At 69.0% G+C, this 19,328-nt stretch carries 20 protein-coding genes and 1 rRNA gene; 7 read left to right on the plus strand and 14 right to left on the minus strand.

Annotated elements, in window-relative coordinates; translation table 11 throughout:
- Positions 1-26 precede the first annotated feature (26 nt).
- Positions 27-962 (minus strand): EamA family transporter, encoded by a 936-nt coding sequence (locus KXS11_RS10245; RefSeq protein WP_437385470.1) that lies wholly within the window; start codon positions 960-962, stop codon positions 27-29.
- A gap of 91 nt (positions 963-1,053) precedes the next feature.
- Between KXS11_RS10245 and KXS11_RS10250 the strand changes: the two genes are divergently transcribed.
- Positions 1,054-1,620 carry a CGNR zinc finger domain-containing protein gene (locus tag KXS11_RS10250; protein ID WP_437385471.1) on the plus strand — a complete coding sequence of 189 codons (567 nt, stop codon included), beginning with the start codon at positions 1,054-1,056 and terminating at the stop codon, positions 1,618-1,620.
- 34 nt (positions 1,621-1,654) lie between these two features.
- On the opposite strand, the gene KXS11_RS10255 is transcribed toward KXS11_RS10250, so the two are convergent.
- The gene (locus KXS11_RS10255) at positions 1,655-2,188 is read right to left on the minus strand and encodes a DinB family protein (protein ID WP_437385472.1); all 534 of its coding nucleotides are present in this window, start codon (positions 2,186-2,188) and stop codon (positions 1,655-1,657) included.
- 124 nt (positions 2,189-2,312) lie between these two features.
- Positions 2,313-3,611 carry a serine hydrolase domain-containing protein gene (locus KXS11_RS10260; RefSeq protein ID WP_437385473.1) on the minus strand — a complete coding sequence of 433 codons (1,299 nt, stop codon included), beginning with the start codon at positions 3,609-3,611 and terminating at the stop codon, positions 2,313-2,315.
- Between the two features lie 148 nt (positions 3,612-3,759).
- Here KXS11_RS10260 and KXS11_RS10265 point away from each other — a divergent pair, with 148 nt between their 5' ends.
- The 5 genes from KXS11_RS10265 (at position 3,760) to KXS11_RS10285 (ending at position 6,700) form a co-directional block, all read left to right on the plus strand.
- Positions 3,760-4,068, plus strand: coding sequence for a DUF2470 domain-containing protein (locus KXS11_RS10265; RefSeq protein ID WP_437385474.1), 309 nt, complete (start codon positions 3,760-3,762; stop codon positions 4,066-4,068).
- A gap of 111 nt (positions 4,069-4,179) precedes the next feature.
- Positions 4,180-4,590, plus strand: coding sequence for a DUF4383 domain-containing protein (locus KXS11_RS10270; RefSeq protein WP_437385475.1), 411 nt, complete (start codon positions 4,180-4,182; stop codon positions 4,588-4,590).
- A 1-nt stretch (position 4,591) separates the two neighbouring features.
- Positions 4,592-5,191: a hypothetical protein gene (locus KXS11_RS10275; RefSeq protein WP_437385476.1), complete on the plus strand. Its 600-nt coding sequence runs from the start codon at positions 4,592-4,594 to the stop codon at positions 5,189-5,191.
- 95 nt (positions 5,192-5,286) lie between these two features.
- On the plus strand, positions 5,287-5,946 hold the full coding sequence (locus KXS11_RS10280) for a heme oxygenase (biliverdin-producing) (RefSeq protein WP_437385477.1): 660 nt from the start codon (positions 5,287-5,289) through the stop codon (positions 5,944-5,946).
- A gap of 49 nt (positions 5,947-5,995) precedes the next feature.
- Positions 5,996-6,700, plus strand: coding sequence for an alpha/beta fold hydrolase (locus tag KXS11_RS10285; protein WP_437385478.1), 705 nt, complete (start codon positions 5,996-5,998; stop codon positions 6,698-6,700).
- A gap of 7 nt (positions 6,701-6,707) precedes the next feature.
- On the opposite strand, the gene KXS11_RS10290 is transcribed toward KXS11_RS10285, so the two are convergent.
- Both KXS11_RS10290 and KXS11_RS10295 read right to left on the minus strand, forming a co-directional pair.
- A complete protein-coding gene (locus KXS11_RS10290) occupies positions 6,708-7,139 on the minus strand; it encodes a hypothetical protein (protein ID WP_437385479.1) in 432 nt (143 codons plus the stop codon).
- 55 nt (positions 7,140-7,194) lie between these two features.
- Positions 7,195-8,454 (minus strand): ATP-dependent DNA helicase, encoded by a 1,260-nt coding sequence (locus KXS11_RS10295; protein ID WP_437385480.1) that lies wholly within the window; start codon positions 8,452-8,454, stop codon positions 7,195-7,197.
- 66 nt (positions 8,455-8,520) lie between these two features.
- Here KXS11_RS10295 and KXS11_RS10300 point away from each other — a divergent pair, with 66 nt between their 5' ends.
- Positions 8,521-9,588, plus strand: coding sequence for a hypothetical protein (locus KXS11_RS10300; protein ID WP_437385481.1), 1,068 nt, complete (start codon positions 8,521-8,523; stop codon positions 9,586-9,588).
- A gap of 15 nt (positions 9,589-9,603) precedes the next feature.
- Here the strand turns inward: KXS11_RS10300 and KXS11_RS10305 are convergent, their stop codons facing one another.
- The 9 genes from KXS11_RS10305 to rrf form a co-directional block, all read right to left on the minus strand.
- Entirely contained in the window at positions 9,604-11,589 is a 1,986-nt protein-coding gene (locus tag KXS11_RS10305) for a cytochrome c oxidase assembly protein (protein WP_437385482.1), read from the minus strand.
- A 118-nt stretch (positions 11,590-11,707) separates the two neighbouring features.
- A complete protein-coding gene (locus KXS11_RS10310) occupies positions 11,708-14,926 on the minus strand; it encodes an AAA family ATPase (RefSeq protein ID WP_437385483.1) in 3,219 nt (1,072 codons plus the stop codon).
- On the minus strand, positions 14,926-16,095 hold the full coding sequence (locus KXS11_RS10315) for an exonuclease SbcCD subunit D (RefSeq protein WP_437385484.1): 1,170 nt from the start codon (positions 16,093-16,095) through the stop codon (positions 14,926-14,928). The genes KXS11_RS10310 and KXS11_RS10315 overlap by 1 nt, the downstream gene beginning before the upstream one ends.
- A 125-nt stretch (positions 16,096-16,220) precedes the next feature.
- Positions 16,221-16,502 carry an HU family DNA-binding protein gene (locus tag KXS11_RS10320; protein ID WP_437385485.1) on the minus strand — a complete coding sequence of 94 codons (282 nt, stop codon included), beginning with the start codon at positions 16,500-16,502 and terminating at the stop codon, positions 16,221-16,223.
- A gap of 203 nt (positions 16,503-16,705) precedes the next feature.
- Positions 16,706-18,100, minus strand: coding sequence for a DHA2 family efflux MFS transporter permease subunit (locus KXS11_RS10325; RefSeq protein WP_437385497.1), 1,395 nt, complete (start codon positions 18,098-18,100; stop codon positions 16,706-16,708).
- 175 nt (positions 18,101-18,275) lie between these two features.
- On the minus strand, positions 18,276-18,581 hold the full coding sequence (gene rpsN / locus KXS11_RS10330; protein ID WP_437385486.1) for a 30S ribosomal protein S14: 306 nt from the start codon (positions 18,579-18,581) through the stop codon (positions 18,276-18,278).
- Positions 18,582-18,583: 2 nt separating this feature from the next.
- Positions 18,584-18,751: a 50S ribosomal protein L33 gene (gene rpmG / locus KXS11_RS10335; protein WP_056010525.1), complete on the minus strand. Its 168-nt coding sequence runs from the start codon at positions 18,749-18,751 to the stop codon at positions 18,584-18,586.
- Complete coding sequence (gene rpmB / locus KXS11_RS10340) at positions 18,751-18,987, minus strand: 50S ribosomal protein L28 (protein WP_056010522.1); 237 nt, start codon at positions 18,985-18,987, stop codon at positions 18,751-18,753. The genes rpmG and rpmB overlap by 1 nt, the downstream gene beginning before the upstream one ends.
- A gap of 250 nt (positions 18,988-19,237) precedes the next feature.
- Positions 19,238-19,328: ribosomal RNA gene (gene rrf, locus KXS11_RS10345) — 5S ribosomal RNA — on the minus strand; the annotation flags it as partial.

Consider the following 19,328-nt stretch of genomic DNA (forward strand, 5'->3'; position numbering starts at 1 on the left):
CCGAAGGTTCGCTCGCGACACGCCGACTACTGCACGGGCACCGGGATCGGCACTGCGGGAGCTCGTTCCGAACGCACGAAGGCGATGCCGAGGAGGATGCAGACGCCGCCGAGGAGTTGGGCGAACGACAGCTGCTCACCGAGCAGGATCCAGGCGAAGCCGGTCGCGGCGACGACTTCCAGGAGACCGGCGAACGACGCCAGGCGCGAGCCGAGCATCTGGCTCGCGGTGATGCTCGAGGCATAGGCCACGGCGGTCGAGACGACCCCGACGAACAGCAGCGGCACCCACCAGACGACCGCGTTGCCGAGCACCTCGACATCGGCGGTGGACGTCGTGAACGGCACACCGAGCAGCCCGGCGAGCCACAGACTGAGCGAGCCGATCAGGAGTCCGAGCGACGCGAAGGCGACCGGTGGCAGCCCCTGGGCAGGACGCGCCGAGATGACGTAGTAGGCCGCGCATCCGACCATCGCGAGGATCGCGAACACGAGACCGAGGGGGTCGAGCGAGGAACCGCCGCCGGGCGCGACGACGAGCACCAACCCCACCATGGACACGATCGATCCGACGAGCACGACGGTCGCGGGCCGCCGCCTCGTGAGCACCCAGGCCACGGCCACGAGGAGCAGCGGCGCCATGTACTCGATGAGGATCGCCGTCCCGACCGCGATCGTCTGCAACGCCGCGAAGTACACGAGCTGGGTGGCGGCGACCCCGATGAGCCCCATGCCGAGCAGCCGCCAGCGCGCGCGCCACACCGTGTTCCAGCGCCCACGCAGCGCGAACAGTGCGAACGGTGCTAGCACGATCCCACCGATGAGCGCCCGGACGGTGACCGCGGCGGCCGGGCTCCACCCCGAAGCGAGCACGGGCTTGATGAACGCGCCGGAGGTGCCGAACGCGAGCGCCGCGAGCACGGCGATGAGGAGGCCGACGGTGGTCGACGAGGTGGGTTTCATGGCTGAGCCTCCAGGCTGCGGCTGACGGGCCGCGCGCTCGGTGGACGCTTGGCTGAGATGAAGCTACTCTGGACCGAAGTAAGGAGTCAACTTGCATTTCACCCCTGACACCGAGGATGCGCTCGTCTTCGCAGTCGACCTCGTGAACACCCGTCCAGGAGCATCGCGCAGTGGCACCGACGAGCTCGCGACTCCCGAGCAGCTCGGCGAGCTCCTCCGGATCAGCCGCTACTCGGGGCGGGTCGACGGCGACGAGGCGGAACACGGCGCCGTCGCCGCGCTGCGCGAGCGACTCCACGCCCTGTGGGCGAGCGACGTCGACACCGCGACCGCCCGAGACCACGCGGTCGCCGAGATCAACGCGATGCTCCGGGAATCGGCCGCGCTCCCCCAACTGCGCCGCCACGACGGTTTCGACTGGCACCTGCACGCCACCGACTTCGACGCCCCACTCGTCGACCGCGTGCAGACCGAGATCGCGATGGCCCTCGTCGACGTCGTCCGGGCCGGCGCGTGGGATCGGCTGCGCCTCTGCGAGGCCGCGGACTGCGACGGGCTCCTGGTCGACCTGTCGCGGAACGGATCGAAGCGCTACTGCTCCGTCCGGTGCAGCAACCGCGTCAACACGATCGCGTTCCGCGCACGGAACGCCGGCTGAGGACGGCGCTCACGAACCTGCCGTTCCGGTCGTGTCAGCCGTGGGTGACGTCCCACAGGTGGTGCACGGGGTCGTGGATGAAATACCGGCCGAGGGTCTCGGTCGTGAACCGCGCGCCGTCACTGCGCAGACCGGTGCGCCCGAGCGCCGTGTCCGGCACCTGCTCGAACGCCGCGGCGAGCGCCTCGGCCGCCTCGACCAGCTGGGCTGCGACGAGCTGCGGGTCCTGCTCGTCGTACCGGTCCTCGATCGCCGTCGCGTCCTGATCCCAGTTCGCGAAAGCCGGGTCGTCCTCGTCGAGCACGAGCTGGAGCCGGACGCCGAAGATGCGGAACACGTCGCGCACGTGGGCTCCGTATTCAAGGGCGGACCACGTCTGCGCATCGGGACGCTCCCGCACATCGGCACGGGACAGGACCGCCGGCCACGCCGCGGCGTTGTCGCGGATCAGCGCCGGCAGCTCGTCGAACCGCACCCGCGTGGTGTCGAGGCCGCACTCGGGGCAGGCGCGCTCGAGCACCCAGGTCCAGTTCTTCGTGTCGGGGACGATGCCCGCGGAGTCGCTCATGCCACCACTCTAGGAAGCAGCCCGGTGTCGCGCGTTCGGGAAACCGTCATCGTGCGTCGATCCGCCGCCAAGCGGTCGACGCCACCCGGCTGGTCGCCGTGGGCGGGCGCCGCTGCGCCGATCGCTACTCGGCCGGAGCCACCGGTGCCGCGCACACCATCGCTGCTGCAGCGAGTGCCTCGGCCATCTGCTGCTCCGACCACGGCAGTTGGATCTCGGGCGCCTTCTGACCGCTCGCCGGGGCCGCCTTGGCACCGATCGATGCGAGCTGCTGCGCGAGGGTCTGCGCGAAGCCGGCGCCGAGCGTCGAGTTGTTCAGCATCACCACGACGGTGAGTCCGGAGCCCGGGTCGGAGAAGGCTGCGGAGAGCGAGCCTGGGATGGCTCCTGCCTGACCACGGAGCGGACCCAGCTGCACGGCACCGATGCCGAAGCTCTTCCACGCCGGCTGATCCTCGCCGAGCGAGACCGGGTCCTTCCACTGCTTCTTGTAGGTGCTGTCGTCCAGCAGGGATCCCGAGGCGAGCGACTGCGTGTACCGACGCAGGTCGTCGACCGACGACACGACACCGCCCGCCGTCCACACCATCGACGACGAGAGCTTGGTCTCGTCGGTCGGGGCGTCGCACTGGTAGGTGCCGTCGGCGATCCGCGGCGTCGTGTAGCCCTTCGGGTGGGCACCCGGCAGATCGACCGTGGTCGCCCCCGGGAACGACGAACTCGACATTCCGAGGGGAGAGAAGACGTAGTGGTCGTAGAGCGACTGCCACGATTCGCCGGTGAGTTCCTGCAGCGCCATGCCCAGCAGGATGTAGCCGGTGTCGCTCGAGTTGAAGAGCGCGCCCGGTGCGGTGCGCGAACCGCTTGCGAGCCCGTTGGCGAGGATCTCGGCCATCGACCAGTTGCGTGTCGGGTTCGTGACGAACTGCGTGTTGAGCGCGGGCTTGTAGCTGCCGAGGCCGGAGGTGTTCTGGCAGAGCTGTTCGTAGGTGATGCCCTCGATGCCCTGGATCTGCGGGAGGGTCTTGTTCACCTTGTCGGTGAGCTTGACCTTGCCCTCGTCGACGAGTTCGAGCAGCACCGTGCAGGTCATCGGGCGGGTGGTGTCACCGATCCGGTAGACCATCGACGGGTCCATCTTCGTCTTGCCGCCGGGCTCGGTCGTGCCGACGCCCGCCGTGTAGCTGCCGGCCCAGGGAGCCCAGACGCCGACGATGGCGCCTGAGGAGCCGGACTGGACGATCGCGGACTCGACCGCTGCGGTGATCGCGTCGGTCGTCTCACTCGGCAAGGCCCCGCTCACCTGGTCGGGGAAGTCGGTGTCGGCGACGGACGGACCCGAGCATCCGGCGAGCGCCGTGGCGAGCGCCGCCGCGGTGATGAAGGCGGCAAGCCGTCTACGCCTCGTACCTGTTGCAGTCACGTCATCCCCCTGATGAGCGGTCTGCCGAACTGCAGATCCGATGCCGATTCTAACCGGGAGCGGCTGGGAGGACTCGCCGGGCGTCGCGTGGCGGACGTCTGCCGTCGTTTCGCTGGTGCGGACGGGACCGATGGTGTTCCCTGGAGGGGTGACCTCGAATCCGTTCCCGCAGACCACCGTCGACGCCGTCCTCTCCCACATGAACGGCGACCACCCGGACGACAACGCCCTCATCGTGCAGGCGTTCCTCGAGCCGTCTGCCACCGGGGCGACGATGACGGCGCTCGACGCCGACGGCGGCGACTGGGCCTGGCAGGTCGAGGGGGTGCCCGCTGCCGGCCGTGTCGCCTGGCCCGCCGGCCCCATCTCGGAGCGTGCCGAGATCCGCCGCGAGATCGTGGCCCTCTACGACGCCGCCTGCGAGCGTCTCGGCGTCACCCCACGCCCCCACGCCTGAGCCACGCCCCGAGCCGCGAGGTCGCGCGGGCACCAATCCGCGGCGCCGCGATCCTCCGAACTCCTTCATGCCCCGAGGTCTCTCGAGGTTCGAAGGATCAGGAGGCATCTCATGCGCCAATCACCGAATCGTCTGCTGGCCACCGTCTTCGGGGCGGTCTACGTCCTCGTCGGGATGCTCGGCTCGCTCGTCTCAGGCGGACTGGCTTTCGCCGCGACGCAGGGCGGCCTGCTCCTCGGCGTCTTCGAGGTCAATCCGCTGCACAACGTCGCACACATCCTCATCGGAGCAGCGCTGCTGATCGCCGGTCTGTCGAGCGCTGCAGCGGCCAAGACGGTCAACACCGCCATCGGCGCGGTCTACCTGCTGCTCGGTGTCGTCGGATTCTTCATCGTGGGTTCCGCGTTGAACGTCCTCGCGCTCAACACGGCGGACCATGTGCTGCACCTGGCGAGCGCGGTCGTGCTCCTCGGGGTGGGTCTCGCGGCCGACAAGCGTGTCGGACACGTCGCGACGGCCTGACATGTCAATCTCCACCACGCGCAGAGAGCCCCTGGTGGGCGACACCGTCGCCGCCCACCAGGACACCACCTCCATCGGTAACAGCCTGCTGGCCCTCGCGGCGATCGGCTCGGGTCTCGTGCTCGTGGGCACCGGCGCGGGGTCGGCTCCTGTCGGTGCGGTGCCGCTCCTCGTCCTCGGTGTCGCGTCGTTCGTCTGGGCCGTCGTGGTCCTGCGGCGCGACCGCGTTCCCTTCCTCCGCACCTCCTTCGCCGCCGCGGTCGGCACGATCATCGTCTGGGTGGTCATCGACGCCCTCGCCTCGCTCGGGGCGACCACCGCACCGCCGCTCGGACCGATGGCCTCCTCGACGATCATGCTGCTGGCCGTCGCCGGCGTCCTCGCCGCACGCCTCCGCCGTGAGACGCTCGGCGCGGAGCACACCGAGGCGACCACGGTCCCGCGTCGTCCGCGGACGCCCCGACAGCCGAGCACCGCGCGCTATCTGCTCACCCTGCTCGCGGGAGCCGTCGTCGTCGCGGCCCTCACCGCTCCGGCACTCGCCCAGACGCACGCGGGCGAGTTCGCGGTGCCGCACGGTTCCCTGCACAGCGGCCACTGAGTGGCTGGGCGAGTGCCGGACACCTCTCCCACGAGTCCGCTCCTCCGGCTAGGCTAAGGCAACCCTTACCATCCGAGCCGACCGCGGAGTCCGACATGAGCACTGTGATCCCCTTCTCCCAGGCCCTGCGTGAGCGGACGTCGTCCGGTCACTCGTCGAGCGAGGGTGCCGACTTCATGAGCGACCTCATGACCGGCAAGGGCTCGAAAGCGGACTACATCGCCCTCGTCGCGCAGCACTACTTCATCTACGAGGCCCTCGAGGCCGCTGCCGACCGCATGCGTCTCGACGCCGTGGCCGCCCCGTTCATCAGCGAGAAGCTCACCCGCCTCCCCGCGATCGAGCAGGATCTCCGGTTCCTGATCGGCGACGACTGGCGCGAGCGGATCACGCCGCTGCCGACGACGGAGCGCTACGTCGCCCGCATCAACGAGGTCGGCGCCGTCTGGGCCGGCGGATTCGTCGCCCACCACTACACGCGCTACCTCGGTGACCTCTCCGGTGGCCAGATCATCCGGACCCTCATGCAACGCCAGTTCGGCTTCGACACCAATGGCGTCGGCTTCTACCTCTTCGGCGACATCGCGAAGCCGAAGGAGTTCAAGGACACCTACCGCGAGCAGCTCGACGCCGTCCCCTGGGACGATGCCGAGCAGGCGCGGGTCATCGACGAGGTCATGGTCGCGTACCGGTTCAACACCGACCTCTTCCGCGACCTCGCCGCGGCGAAGGCTTCCTCGAGCGCCATCGCCTAGCTCCGGCGCCGCCCGCCGAGATGTCGGACCCCGGGCGTAGCATCGCCACATGGACATCATCCTCGTTCCCGGCTTCTGGCTCGACGCGTCCTCGTGGAGTGCGGTGACCCCACCGCTCGAGGAGGCCGGCCACCGCGTCCGACCGCTCACGTTGCCTGGGCTCGAGTCCGCCGATGCCCCGCGTGCCGAGGTCACACTGCGCGATCACATCGACGCGGTCGTCGCCGAGATCGACGCGAGCGACGGGCCGGTCGTCCTCGTCGGGCACTCCGGCGGCGGAGCGATCATCTACGGCGCGATCGACGCCCGACCAGGCCGCGTCGTCCGCGGCATCTACGTCGACTCCGGCCCGTTGGCCGACGGCGCGTGCATCAACGACGAGCTCCCGGCCGCCGCCGGCGAGGTCCCGCTGCCCGATTGGAGCGTCTTCGAGGAGGAGGACCTCGTCGACCTCGACGACCGACTGCGCGCCGAGTTCCGCGCCCGGGCGATCCCGCAGCCGCAGCATGTCGCCAGCGACAAGCAGCAGTTGTCCGACGACGTCCGCCGGTTGCAGGTGCCGGCCACGGTCGTCGCGTGCGAGTTCTCCTCGGAGATGCTGCGCGGGCTCATGGAGCAGGGGCATCCGTACGTCGCTGAGCTCGCGCGTCTCACCGACGTCGAGTTCGTCGATCTCCCGACCGGGCACTGGCCGCAGTTCACGAAGCCCGCCGAACTCGGAGCCGTCCTGCTCGCGGCCGTCGACCGCGACTGAGCAGACGCTACAGCGTCAGCGACAGCGCCAGAAGCCCGAACATCGCGACGAGGAAGAGGCCGAGCACCGCGTACATCGCGATCTGCGCGCCTCGGCCCTTGATCACCGCCTGGCCACGAGGTGCGAGCGAACCGGACACCCACTGCTGAGCCGGCGCAATGTAGTCGAGCGACGGCGCCTCCCCGGGGTGGACGAGATACTCTGCACGACCGAACTCCCACAGCCACGCCATCGAGCATGAGACCTGCACCGGTCGGTCGGCCGGGACGGTGAACTGCGACCAGCCCCAGTTCGGCCGATGCTCGAACCCGTCGATGCGCACCACGAGGGGGATCATCGACCAGTACCCGGCGAAGGGTGGCTTCGACGCGTGCAGATCGAGCGTGCGCCAGGCGGTGATCGGTCCGGGCTGTGGCCAGCCCTGCATCGGTTGCGTCATAAGCGACAAGCGTAGGGCACCCGTTCGCCCATTCCGGGGCGAACGAACCAGGTGGTCAGCGGCCGGACATGAACCGCTTCACATCGGTGTCGACGATGATGTCGCTCGGGCGCAGCGGCCGCGACAGGTACAGGCCGTCGAGCGTCGAGATGCGGCTGAGTGCGACGTAGCTCTGACCGGGGCTGAACGCACGGCTGCCGAGGTCGACGATCGCACGGTCGTAGGTCTTGCCCTGCGACTTGTGGATCGTGACCGCCCACGCGAGCCGCAGCGGGAACTGGGTGAACTCGGCGACGATGTCGCGCTTCAGCTGCTTCGTCACCGAGGAGTAGGAGTACTTGTACTTCTCCCAGGTTGCCGGTTCCACCTCGAACTGCTCGCCGTCCACGTCGACCCACACCGTCGAGTCGATCTTCACGACCGTGCCGAGCGTGCCGTTCACCCAGCGCCGCTCACTGTCATTGCGGAGGAACATGACCTGGGCACCGACCTTGAGGTCGAGTGCTTCGTCGGCGGGGAACGCCCGACCACCGAAGTCGCCCGACACCTCCGCATTCGCGGTGAGGGGTTTCCCGTCGAGCTTCGCGAGCGCGGCCTTGTTGATGCGGTCGACGGTGTCGTTCCGGCTCGCGAGCGTGATGACGCCGTCCTCCGGCGGCGTGCGCGCACCCATGCCGTTGAGGCGGCCAGCCATCTCGGCGGTCACCTGGCCATGCCGCACACCGTTCAGGAGGTACTTGAACTCGGCCTCGTGCTGGCGGTGCACCTCCGTCAGTTCGATGAGCTGCAGCGGTGTCTCGGACCACACCTTCGCGTCGAAGAACCAGAAGGAGCGGTAGGTGTCGGCGATGTACGCGCGCTCCTCGAGGCTTCCAGGCACCGGCGCGAGCTGATACGGATCGCCGAAGAGGACGATCTGGACGCCTCCGAACGGTTCACGTGGCCGTTGTCGCGCCTGGCGGAGGCTGCGGTCCATCGCGTCCATGAGGTCGGCGCTCACCATCGACACCTCGTCGACCACGAGGGTGTCGATCGAGTTGAGGAGTTTGCGCGTCTGGTCGTTCTGGTCGATGGTGTGGTCGGCGATGAGGCCGATCGGCAGGCGGAACAACGAGTGGATCGTCTGGCCGCCGACGTTCAACGCGGCGACACCGGTCGGCGCACAGATCGCGAGCTGCTTCGACGTGTTCCACGCGAGGTGGTTGAGCAGGGTCGACTTGCCCGTCCCGGCTCGGCCGGTGACGAACATGTGTTCCCGAGTGCTCTCGATGCGATCGAAGACCGCTTGCTGCTCGGCGGAGAGGGCCACGCTCATTGTGCTGTCGGTTCCCTCCCGTTTCGCCCTCCAATCCTACGCGAGGCGCCCGCCTAGGATGTCTGGATGAGCCATGTCGCGACACGCGGGGAGCTGCGACGCCCGGGGGCGCCCCGGGGCGCACTCCTCCGAGCCGTCGCGCTCTGGCTCGGCATCGCTGTGCTGCTCGCCGGCGCGATCACCGCGGCGTGGTCGTCGGTCGCACGGGACGTGTACGGCGCGGGCTCCTTCGTGCAGCAGTACCTGGTGGCGCTCGAAGAGCACGACGCTGCGGCGGCGCTCGCACTCCCCGGGGTCGCGCTGAGCGCCACGGAGCTCACGGCCGCCGGCCTGCCCTCAGGGAGCTCGGACGCCCTGCTTCGCAGCGAAGCGCTCGGCGATCTCGACGACGTGACCCTCATCTCCGACGTCGCGACCGCGGACGGCACCCACGACGTCACGTTCTCCTACACGCTCGCCGGGCAACCGCACCGGACGGTCTTCTCCGTCGTCAGTGGCGAACGCACCTTCGGCTTCTTTCCCTCCTGGCGGTTCGCGACGAGCCCGCTGAGCGTCGTCCAGCTCACCGTCCAGCACACGACCGGTTTCCGTGCCAACGGCTTCGAACTCGACACGCGCCGCGTCCTCGAGGGCGCGGACGAGGCGTTCACGACGACCCTCCCCCTGCTCACGTTCACCCCGGGGAGCGTCGACTTCGATCTCGACACGACGTACCTTGCAGCCTCGGTGCAGACCGCGACGACGACGGACGTCGCGAGTGTTGTCGACGTGGGCGTCGTCGCGCAGGCCACCGCCGCGTTCGTCTCGGAGGTGCAGACCCAGATCAACGGCTACCTCGACGGGTGTGCCACCCAGCAGGTACTCCAGCCGACCGGATGCCCGTTCGGCATCGTCATCCGCGACCGCGTCGACGATGTGCCGGTGTGGTCGATCGCCGCCTATCCGGTGGTCGCCGTGCAGCCCGGCGAGACGAGCTGGCAGATGCCCGCGGCAGCCGGAGCCGCCCATCTCCTCGTCGAGGTGAAGTCGCTGTTCGACGGAACGCTGTCGACCCTCGACGAGGACGTGCCGTTCACGCTCTCGGCGTTCGTCACGATCCGTGACGACGGTTCGCTCTACATCGACCTGCGCTGAGCTGCCGCAGGAACCCTACTCGCTGTCTCGTGCAGCCATCTTCGCCAGGCGCTCGTTGTACTCGTTGAGCTCGGCGTCGTTCGTGCGGTCGGCGTTGCGGTCGAGGCGTTTCTGGTCCTTCGCGTCGCTCTTGCTCCAGGAGATCGCGACGGCCACGGCGAGCGCCAGCGTCGGGATCTCGCCGACACTCCACGCGATCCCGCCACCGGTCTGCTGGTCGAGCAACGGCGCCTGCCCCCAGGTGCGCCCCATCGCACCGAACCAGTCGGCGAGGAAGAGCCCGGAGGAGGAGATGATCGCCAGCCCGAAGAAGGCATGGAACGCCATCGTCGCGAACAGCAGCAGGAGGCGCATCGGGTACGGCAGACGGTACGGGACCGGGTCGATGCCGATGAGCGACTGCACGAACAGGTATCCGGTGATGAGGAAGTGCACCACCATCCACTCGTGCCCGATGTGGTCCACCATCGACCAGCGGAAGAGCGGCGTGTAGTAGAAGACCCACAGCGAACCGGCGAAGAGCACGGCTGCGACGAGCGGGTTCGAGATGATCCCGGCGAACTTCGAGTGCACTGCGAGCAGGATCCACTCGCGGCCGCCGCGGGAGCCGTCGGGACGCTTGCGGACGGCGCGGGCGATGAGGGTGACGGGTGCGCCCGGCACCAGGAGGACGGGCACGAGCATCGTCAGTCCCATGTGGCCGAGCATGTGCACACTGAACAGGTACGGCTGGTAGGCGTTGATACCGCCGGAGGTGAGGTAGAACAGCACGAGCAGGCCGAGGACCCAACTGACGGCACGCAGGATCGGCCAGCTGTCGCCGCGACGACGCAGGCGCACGACACCTGCGATGTAGAAGAAGATGCCGAACGCGCAGGCCAGCAGCCACAGCAGGTCGACGTTCCACTCGGTGAAGTAGCGCGCGAAGGTGAGCTCTGGCGGCAGAGCCTCACCGGTGAGCAGCTCGGCAGGCGTCGGCGTGCTCGGCAACGCCTGATCGACGGGTGGAGCGGTCTTGGCGAGTGCGGCCGCAGCGCCGGAGGCGATGCCCATGAAGCCGAGCTCGAGCGCGACCAGCCACCAGAAGGTGCCGTTGGCGCCCTTCCCTCCGGCGACGCCGGTCGAGCGTTCGATACGGCGGATGAGCACACGACGTTGCAGCGCACCGAAGAGACCGAGCGCGAGCAGCGCGAACACCTTGACGAGCACGAGGATGCCGTACGGCGTTCCGAGGCGGTCGAGCGAACCGATGCGGAGCTCGGCGCTCGCATAGCCCGACACGGCGACGACGACGAACGAGACGAGTGCGACGGTCGAGTACCGGAGCAGCACCGGCGTGAGGCGGCCGTCGTCGAGCGTCTTCCGGATGAGCACGAGCGTGAGCAGCCCACCGAGCCAGATCGCGGCGAACACGAGGTGGAGGCCGAGAGCCGTGACGGCCGCGTTGTGGCCGCTTGCTTCGGCGGAGTGCCCCTGCTGTGCCATCGGGAGGAGCGACAGGAGGGACAGCCCGAAGACGAAGACGAGCACCGTCTGGTTGCGCACCGCGAAACAGAGCACCGTCACGGCGGCGGCGATGAGCGTCGTCTGCAGCCACGCCTGACCGGCCTCGATACCGGTGAAGAAGAGGCTGAGCTTCGCACCGAAGGCGTCGTCGAAGGTCAGCGGCACCTGCGTGACGTTGAGGAACGTGAAGAACCCCGTGACACCGGCAGCGACCGTGAACACCGCTGCCGATGCGGCGGCGACGTCGAGTGCAGCGCCGTACTCGCGGCGGTCGGGGCTGAGCGCCCAGCAGGCGAGGAGCAGCGCGCCGATCGTCCCGGCGGCACTGAGGTTCACGAGCAGCTGGGCGATCGGGAGACCGTAGCGGACGACGGCGCCGGGATCACCGAGGAGTTGTGCGTCGGCCCCTCCGCCGAAGGCGAGGCCTGCGAGCAGGGTCGCCACCGCCACGAGGAGCAGGAGGGCAGGACCCGCGAGACGGACGGCACGATTCACCCTGCAAGCCTACGCGTCGCGGCTGGGAACCCTGACCGCAGCGGAGCGGGCTCCGGCAGCCCGTCCTGTGGTCCTTCTGGCCTGTCGGTCCCTGAGCCTGTCGACGGGCCCGGGCCGTCTACGCGCGCACCAGGAGCGTCGACGAGCCGTCCTCGAGACGACGCACCTCGATCCGCTCGCCGATGCGCTGCTTCATCTCCTCGACGTGGCTCACGACCCCCACCACGCGGCCCCCGGCCGACAGTCGCCCGAGTTCCGCCATGACGGTGTCGAGGGTCTCGGGGTCGAGGCTGCCGAACCCTTCGTCGACGAACAGCGTGCCCAACTCGACGCCGCCGGCCTCCCCGGTCACGACGTCGGCGAGCCCCAGCGCGAGGCACAGCGAGGCGTAGAAGGTCTCGCCGCCCGACAGGGACTTCGGATCGCGCCGGCGATCGGTGCGATGGTCGTGGACGGTCAATGACAGGCCGACCCGCTGGCTGCGCGACGGGCCTTCCTTCGTGTCGCTGCGGACCAGTTCGTAGCGCCCACCCGACATCGACTCGAGGCGCGCGTTCGCTGCGGCGACGACGTCTTCGAAGCGGCGGAGCAGCACGTAGGTGCCGAGGGTCACGCGGGTCGTGTTCTCGCTCCCGGTGGCCGAGACGACGTCCGCGAGCCGGATCACGGCTGCGGCTTCGCGCACCGCCTCGGCGTTCTCAGCCGCGGCGGCGTTGAGCGCTTCAGCGGCCGTCCTGGCGTTGTCCGTTCGACGAGCCGACACGGCTGCTGCGGCAGTCGCGGCGGTCGCTTCCTCCTCGGCCTCGCGCAGCCTGGTGGCCGTCGCCTCGGTGTCGACCGACTCTGCGCCGGTCAGAGCGGCGATCTCGGGACGCGCCAACGCGCTCGCGTTCGCGGCGCTCTTCCGTCGGTGGTCCTCGACCCGGGCCTCGGCGTTCGCCCGCTCGATGCCGAGCATGGTGGCGGCCTCCGCTGCGGCACGGTCGGGGAAGCCGGCCCGATCGAGGGCGGTGCGCAGCTCCGCGGCCCGCTCAGTGTCGCGCTGCGAGCGTTCTGTCACGGCCACCCGGGCTGCTGCGAGTCGCACGAGTTCGGTGAGCTCGCGCTCGAGAACGGCGTCGAGCTCCGCGAGGGAGTCCGCTCGACCGTCCAACACGCGGGCGACGTCGGTCCTGGCCTGCTCATGGGCGGTGCGCGCCGCATCGGAGCGTTCCGTGAGGGTGGCGCGTCTTGCGAGAAGCTCCGACTCGGCGACGACGGCGGCGAGGTGCTCGGCGGCGAGGCGCGTCGCCTCTTCGGCGTGCATCTCGGCTGTGGCGAGCGCTGTGGCGGCGGCGGCTCGCATCGTCTCGGCGCTCTCGGCCGAAGCGGTGACCTCCGCTCGCGCGGCGCCCACGACGAAGGGTTCCGGCGAACGGTCCGCGTCGGTCGCCGCGTCGGTCGCCGCGTCGGCTCCCGCGTCGGCTCCCGTGTCGTCTCCGGCCGACGATCCGTCGGCTCCGAGGAAGCGTGCGATGAGTTGCGCACGCTCGGCACGCGCACTGTCGTGCGCGCTCTGGGCAGCTTGCAGTTTCTCCTCGGCCGCAAGGCGAGCCGATGCCGCCATCTCGACAGCGTCGGCGTCGGGGTGGTCGGTCGCGAGCGCAGCCGGCTCCGGATGGTTGACCGAACCGCACACCATGCACGGCTCGCCGTCGTGCAGCGCCGCCGCGAGTTCCCCGGCCATGCCGTCGATGCGACGGAACCGCAGGGCGGTCTCGGTCTCGACGGCCCGCTTGGCGTCTCCGGCGGCACTCGAGACACCGGCGGACGCGCGCGCGACACGGTCGTCGCTGCGCTCGATGCGATCGAGGAGTGCGGTGCGTTCCTCCTGCTGTTCCACCGATCGTCGGGCCGCCTGGAGCTGCGTGGTCGCGCGGTCGACGGCGGCGGCGCTGTCGCTGAGTTCGCTCCGCCTCCTCGCCCGGAGCTCTTGCGCCTCGATCAGCGCGTCGAGTTCGGCCCCGATGTCGTCGAGTTGCCTCGTCAGCGTCTCGAGTGCGGCAGTGCGGTGGGCGTCCGCGGCCTCGAGCGCGAGGATCGACGCCATGCCGGCGCGTTCCACCGTGATCGCCTCGCGGCGGGCAGCCAGCGCACCGTCGTCGAGCGCGACGACGGGAGCGGAGGTCCGGCGAGTCGTTTCCTCGAGCACTTCGTGCGCCTCGGACAGCGCGCGCGCGGCGGATTCCGCCCCCGCGAGTGCAGACGCCACCGTGTCTGCTCGCACCGCGGCTGCCACGCGTTCGGCGAGCTGAGCGATCGGTTCGTCGTCGACCGCGAGCAGCTCGCGTTCGGTGAACAGCTCCGCGCGCCGCGCGAGTGCGGATCGGAGCGCTTCAGCGGCGAGGTGCTCGTGCCGCGCCCGCTCGAGCGTCGTTCGCGCGCGGGTGGCACGGTCTGCGTCAGCGGTCGCGAGGCTCGCGAGCGCCTCGACGATCCGCTGCGCGTCGCCGAGCAACGACTCCGAGTCGGGCGTCAAGACGAGGTCGAGCGCGGACAGGTCGACGTCGGGCCGGTTGGCATGGGCGTCTGTTCCGTCGTCTCCCGCCCCGACGGCGTCGATCGGCACGAGGTCGGAGTCGGGTGCGTCCTCTCCCGCGACGGCCTGCCGTGCCTCGAGGAGGTCTGCGGCGCCGGTGAACCGGGCGATCGCACGGCCCAAGGCCTCCTCGGCGCTCTCGACGTCTCGGTGTGCTTGGCGCCGCTGCTCCACCAGGTGCTTCGACAGCCGCTCGTAGTGCTCCGTGCCGAAGAGGGAACGCAGGAGGTCGCTGCGTTCCTCTCCGCCTGCCGCGAGGAACTTCGCGAACTCGCCCTGCGGCAGCACGATCGTCTGCACGAACTGTTCTCGGGTGAGACCGACGATCCGGTTGATCTCCAGACCGATCTCCTGCGCGCGAGTGGACAGTGTCTCGCCAGAGTTCGCGTCCGGATCGGTGAGACGGACGAGGGTCGCGCTCGCCTGTTGCGGGGTGAAGCCGTCTCCGCGCTGTTTCGGCCGCTGGTAGGCGGGCGTCCGCCGCACCCGGTACACCCCGGAACCCGTCTCGAAGACGAGTTCGACGAACGGCTCCACGCCGGGGTGCGCATGGTGGGAGTGCAGACGGTCCTTGCTCGCTCCCGTCCCCGCGAGTTCGCCGTACAACCCGAACACGATCGCGTCGATGATCGTCGACTTGCCGGCACCGGTCGGCCCTTCGAGCAGGAACAGTCCGGCGCGGCCGAGCTCGACGAAGTCGATGGTGTGCTCACCGGCATACGGGCCGATCGCCTGCAGCGTGAGACGGTGGAGGCGCATCAGGCGCTCGTCTCCGCCGCGAGGGCTGCTTCGTTCGCTGCGGCGATGAGTTCCCGCTCGCGGGCCGTGGCCGGGGTGCCGGTCGCGTACTCGAGGAACTCCGAGGACACCTCGACCGGGTCGGACACCGCCGTGACCGCCGCCGCTCGCACCTCGTCCGCGCGGTTCGCGGGAGCATGCGACCAGACGAGCAGATGTGGGAAGCGACGGGCGAGCGTCGCGTACAGTTCCGACGGCCTCACATCGTCGGTCACGGTCGCGCGGACCCACGCGTCGACGGCGTGCGCTCCGGCGGGACCGAGCAACTGCTCCATCGTCCCCGTGACGTCGACCAGTCGGCGCGGAACCGGCGTTGGGACGAGTTCGAGCTGCACCGAACCCTCGGCCGAGAGTTCGACGAGGACGCACGACTTCACCTGGTCGCGTTCGGAGAACGAGTACGCGAGCGGCGAGCCCGAGTACCGCAGGCGGCCCGGCCCCGTCGATGAGCCGACGCGCTGGGCGCCGTGGAGGTGGCCAAGCGCCACATAGTCGAAGTCGTCGAACAGCGACGCAGGAACGGCGTCCACCCCGCCGATCCGGATGTCGCGTTCGCTGTCGCTCGCGGCACCGCCGATCACGAAGGCATGGGCGGCGACGACGGAGCGGACCGGACCGTGCGCACGGCGCGCGACCAGGTCGGCGCGGACGAGGTCGAGGGCCGCACCCATCACGGCCGCGTGGGAACGGGCGAGCGGCGCGTCGTCGGAGCCGAGCACTCCCCTCGCCGTGTCAGGGTCGAGGTAGGGGAGCGGATAGAACGCGACCGTGCCGTCTGCGTCGTCGACGAGCACCGGTTCCCCCACCCGCGCGATGTCCGCCCGGATGTCGATGCCGTCGCGCAGCATCGCCGCACCGAACCCGAGCCGGATCGCCGAGTCGTGGTTTCCGGGGGCCAGGATGACACGGGTGTGGGCGGCGAGGCGGCTGAGCGACTCCGACAGGAGGGTGACGGCCTCGACCGGCGGGATCGCGCGGTCGTAGATGTCGCCGGCGACGAGGAGCACGTCGACCGAGCGGTCGATGACCAGCTGCTCGAGGTGCTCGAGGAACGCGCGCTGATGCTGCAGGAGGTCCACACCGTGGAGGGACCGGCCGAGGTGCCAGTCAGAGGTGTGGAGGATCCGCATGAGAGCAATGCTAGGCGGATCCACCGACAGGTCCGGGAACGACTGCAGGGCGTCGCGACAGCGACGCCCTGCAGTGTGTGGACGGGCCGAGGGCCGCGTCCGTGCGGACCGAGGTCCGCGGGAGACTACTTGACGGAAGCCTTGAGCTTCGAGCCAGCGGTGACCTTGACGCGCTTGCCGGCCGGGATCTGGATCTCGGCGCCGGTCTGCGGGTTGCGGCCCGTGCGAGCCGAGGTCGCGGTCTGCTCGAAAGCGATCCAACCCGGGATCGAGACCTTGCCGCCCGTTGCGACGGTCTCAGCGACGGTCGAGAACAGCGCGTCGACGACGCTGCCGACGGTCGCCTGGCTCTGGCCGGTCGATGCGGCGATGGCGGCGACGAGCTCGGTCTTGTTCAAATTTGCCATTGTGAGGGTCCTCCTCGGACGTTGCTGCAACGTACAGCTGATCTGTTGGTATCGAAGGTGTCGCTGTTACGGCACCAACTGGTCGGTGTGACCGCCTCGAATGTAGCAGCATTCCGCGAGATTTCGCGGATTTATCCGCTGTTCGCGGACAAACACCCTCGCGTGTCGGCGCTTTCCCAGCTCGGAGCGGCGTTCATCCTGTCTCAGCGCGCACCGATGACGCTGTGGCCGGCCGCCCGCGACAGCAGCCAGGCTTCGATCGTCGGGAACAGCGTGATCACCGCGATCGCGACGAATGCGAACTGGTACGGCAGCAGCAGGCCGTCGGCGAGCCCCGCTTCGAGGGAGAAACCCGTCGAGAGCAGGATCGCACCGACCGCGACACCGAACCCGCTCGCCACCTGCTGCAGCGTGGAGTTGAGCGTGTTCGCCCGCGTCATCTCCGCCGGCTCGATGTCCGCGAACGTGATCGTGTTGTACGCGGTAAACCCGACCGAGCGGGCGACACCGCTGAGGAACAGCAGCAGAGCCATGACGACGATGGAGGTGTCCGCGGTCAGGAACGCCATGGCCGCCATGCACAGCACACCGACGACATTCGAACCGACGAGCACGAGCCGGAACCCGAAGCGCCGAAGCATCCAGGTCGTCGCGGGTTTGATCGCCAGGTTGCCCGCGAAGAGGAACAGCACCATCGAGCCGGCTTCCACCGGTGACCAACCGAATGCGTCCTGGAACAGCAGTGGCAGGAGGAACGGCACTGCGCTGATGGTCAGCCGGTACACCGAGCCGCCGGCGTTCGCCAGCCGGAACGTCTCCACACGGAGGACGCGCAGGTCGACGAATGGATGCTGCGCGCGGAGGAGGTGACGGACCGCGGCGCCGAGGAGGGCGATGCCGAGCACGAGCGAACCGATGAACCACACGGCGTCGAATCCGACTCCGGACACCAGCGACGCCGCCACGAGGAGCGAGGCGAGTCCCGCGCAGCTGAGCGAGAGGCCGGGCCAGTCGAGCGGTGGCACGTCCTCGGCGGTGAAGTCGGGCACGATGCGCAGGGCGACGATGAAGGCGACGACGCCCATCGGCACGTTGATGAGGAAGATCCAGTGCCAGGACGCGTACTGGGTGATGACACCGCCGAGGAAGGGCGCGATGATGGGAGCCGCGAGCGCTGGCCAGGTGAGCAACGCGATCGCCTGGATCAGTCGCTCTTTGGGGGTCACCCGCAGCACGGCCAGTCGGCCGACGGGCACCATGAGCGCACCACCCACACCCTGTAGCACCCGGAAGGCGACGAGCATCGGCAGGCTCGAACTCACGGCGCACAGGATCGACGCGAGGGTGAAGATCGCGATGGCGGCCGCGAAGATCCGCTTGGCTCCGAAGCGGTCCGTCAACCAGCCGCTGACGGGGATCAGGACCGCCACGGTCAGGAGGAAGGCGGTGACCGCAAGGCCGACGGCTGTCGACGAGGTGCCGAGGTCGCGCGCGATGCTCGGTGCCGCCGTGGTGAGGATGGTCCCGTCGAGGTTCTCCATGAAGAAGCACCCGGCGACGAGCAGCGCGATCGCGCGTTGGGTCCGGACGTCCAGCAGCGTCTCCTGTCTCGGGTGGGAAGAGCCCGCGAATCAGTCGAACCGATCGGTCGACGTGAACGACCTGACCGGCGCGCCGTCTTCGATCCTGGCACGGGTGACCGGAAACGCGAAAGGGCCGCCCGCGATGCGGACGACCCTTTCGATGGTGCGTTGCTGTGTCAGCCGGGAATGGTTACCAGGACGACTTGGTGATGCCGGGGAGCTCACCCTTGTGCGCCATGTCACGGAAGCGGACACGGCTGATGCCGAACTTCGTGAGGACACCACGGGGGCGGCCGTCGACGGCGTCGCGGTTGCGGACGCGGATCGGCGAGGCGTTGCGAGGGAGCTTCTGCAGGCCGACGCGAGCTGCTTCACGCGACTCGTCGGTGCCGGCGGGGTCCACGAGGGCCTTCTTCAGCTCGGCGCGCTTCGTGGCGTAGCGGTCGACGATAACCTTGCGCTGCTCGTTACGGGCGATCTTGCTCTTCTTAGCCATGTTTAGCGCTCCTCTCGGAATTCAACGTGCTTGCGCACTACGGGGTCGTACTTCTTGAGCACGAGACGGTCTGGGTTGTTGCGACGGTTCTTCTTGGTCACGTACGTGTAACCGGTGCCGGCCGTCGAACGGAGCTTGATGATGGGACGTACGTCCTGCTGCTTTGCCATTAGATCTTCACCCCACGAGCGAGAATGTCCTTGACCACGGATTCGATGCCACGAGCGTCGATCACCTTGATGCCCTTGGCGGACACCTTGAGGGTGACGTTACGACGCAGCGAGGGCACGTAGTAGGTCTTCTTCTGCACGTTCGGGTCGAAGCGGCGCTTCGTGCGACGGTGCGAGTGCGAAATGTTGTGTCCGAAGCCGGGAACGGCTCCAGTCACCTGGCACACTGCTGCCATAGTAGTTTCTCCTTCATTACCGCAGGACGAGTGCCCTGCCCAAGATCTCTTGTCGGCGTGCGCGACCCCTTCGGCGTGAGCGGTGGGGATCGTGCGACACGATGTGGACATGGAGCGTCCACACCAAGGGTCAAGCTTACGCGCTGACCAGGCGTTTTGCAAACTGTCGTGCTTGTGCGCGTGTGCGCACGGATGTGACTTAACGCAAAATGGCCACCCAAGAACCTTGGGTGGCCATTTCAACGAAGAAGTCCGGCGGTGTCCTACTCTCCCACAGGGTCCCCCCTGCAGTACCATCGGCGCAAAGAGTCTTAGCTTCCGGGTTCGGAATGTAACCGGGC

The sequence above is a fragment of the Plantibacter flavus genome (assembly GCF_051487245.1).
GTDB classification, from domain to species: domain Bacteria; phylum Actinomycetota; class Actinomycetes; order Actinomycetales; family Microbacteriaceae; genus Plantibacter; species Plantibacter flavus_B.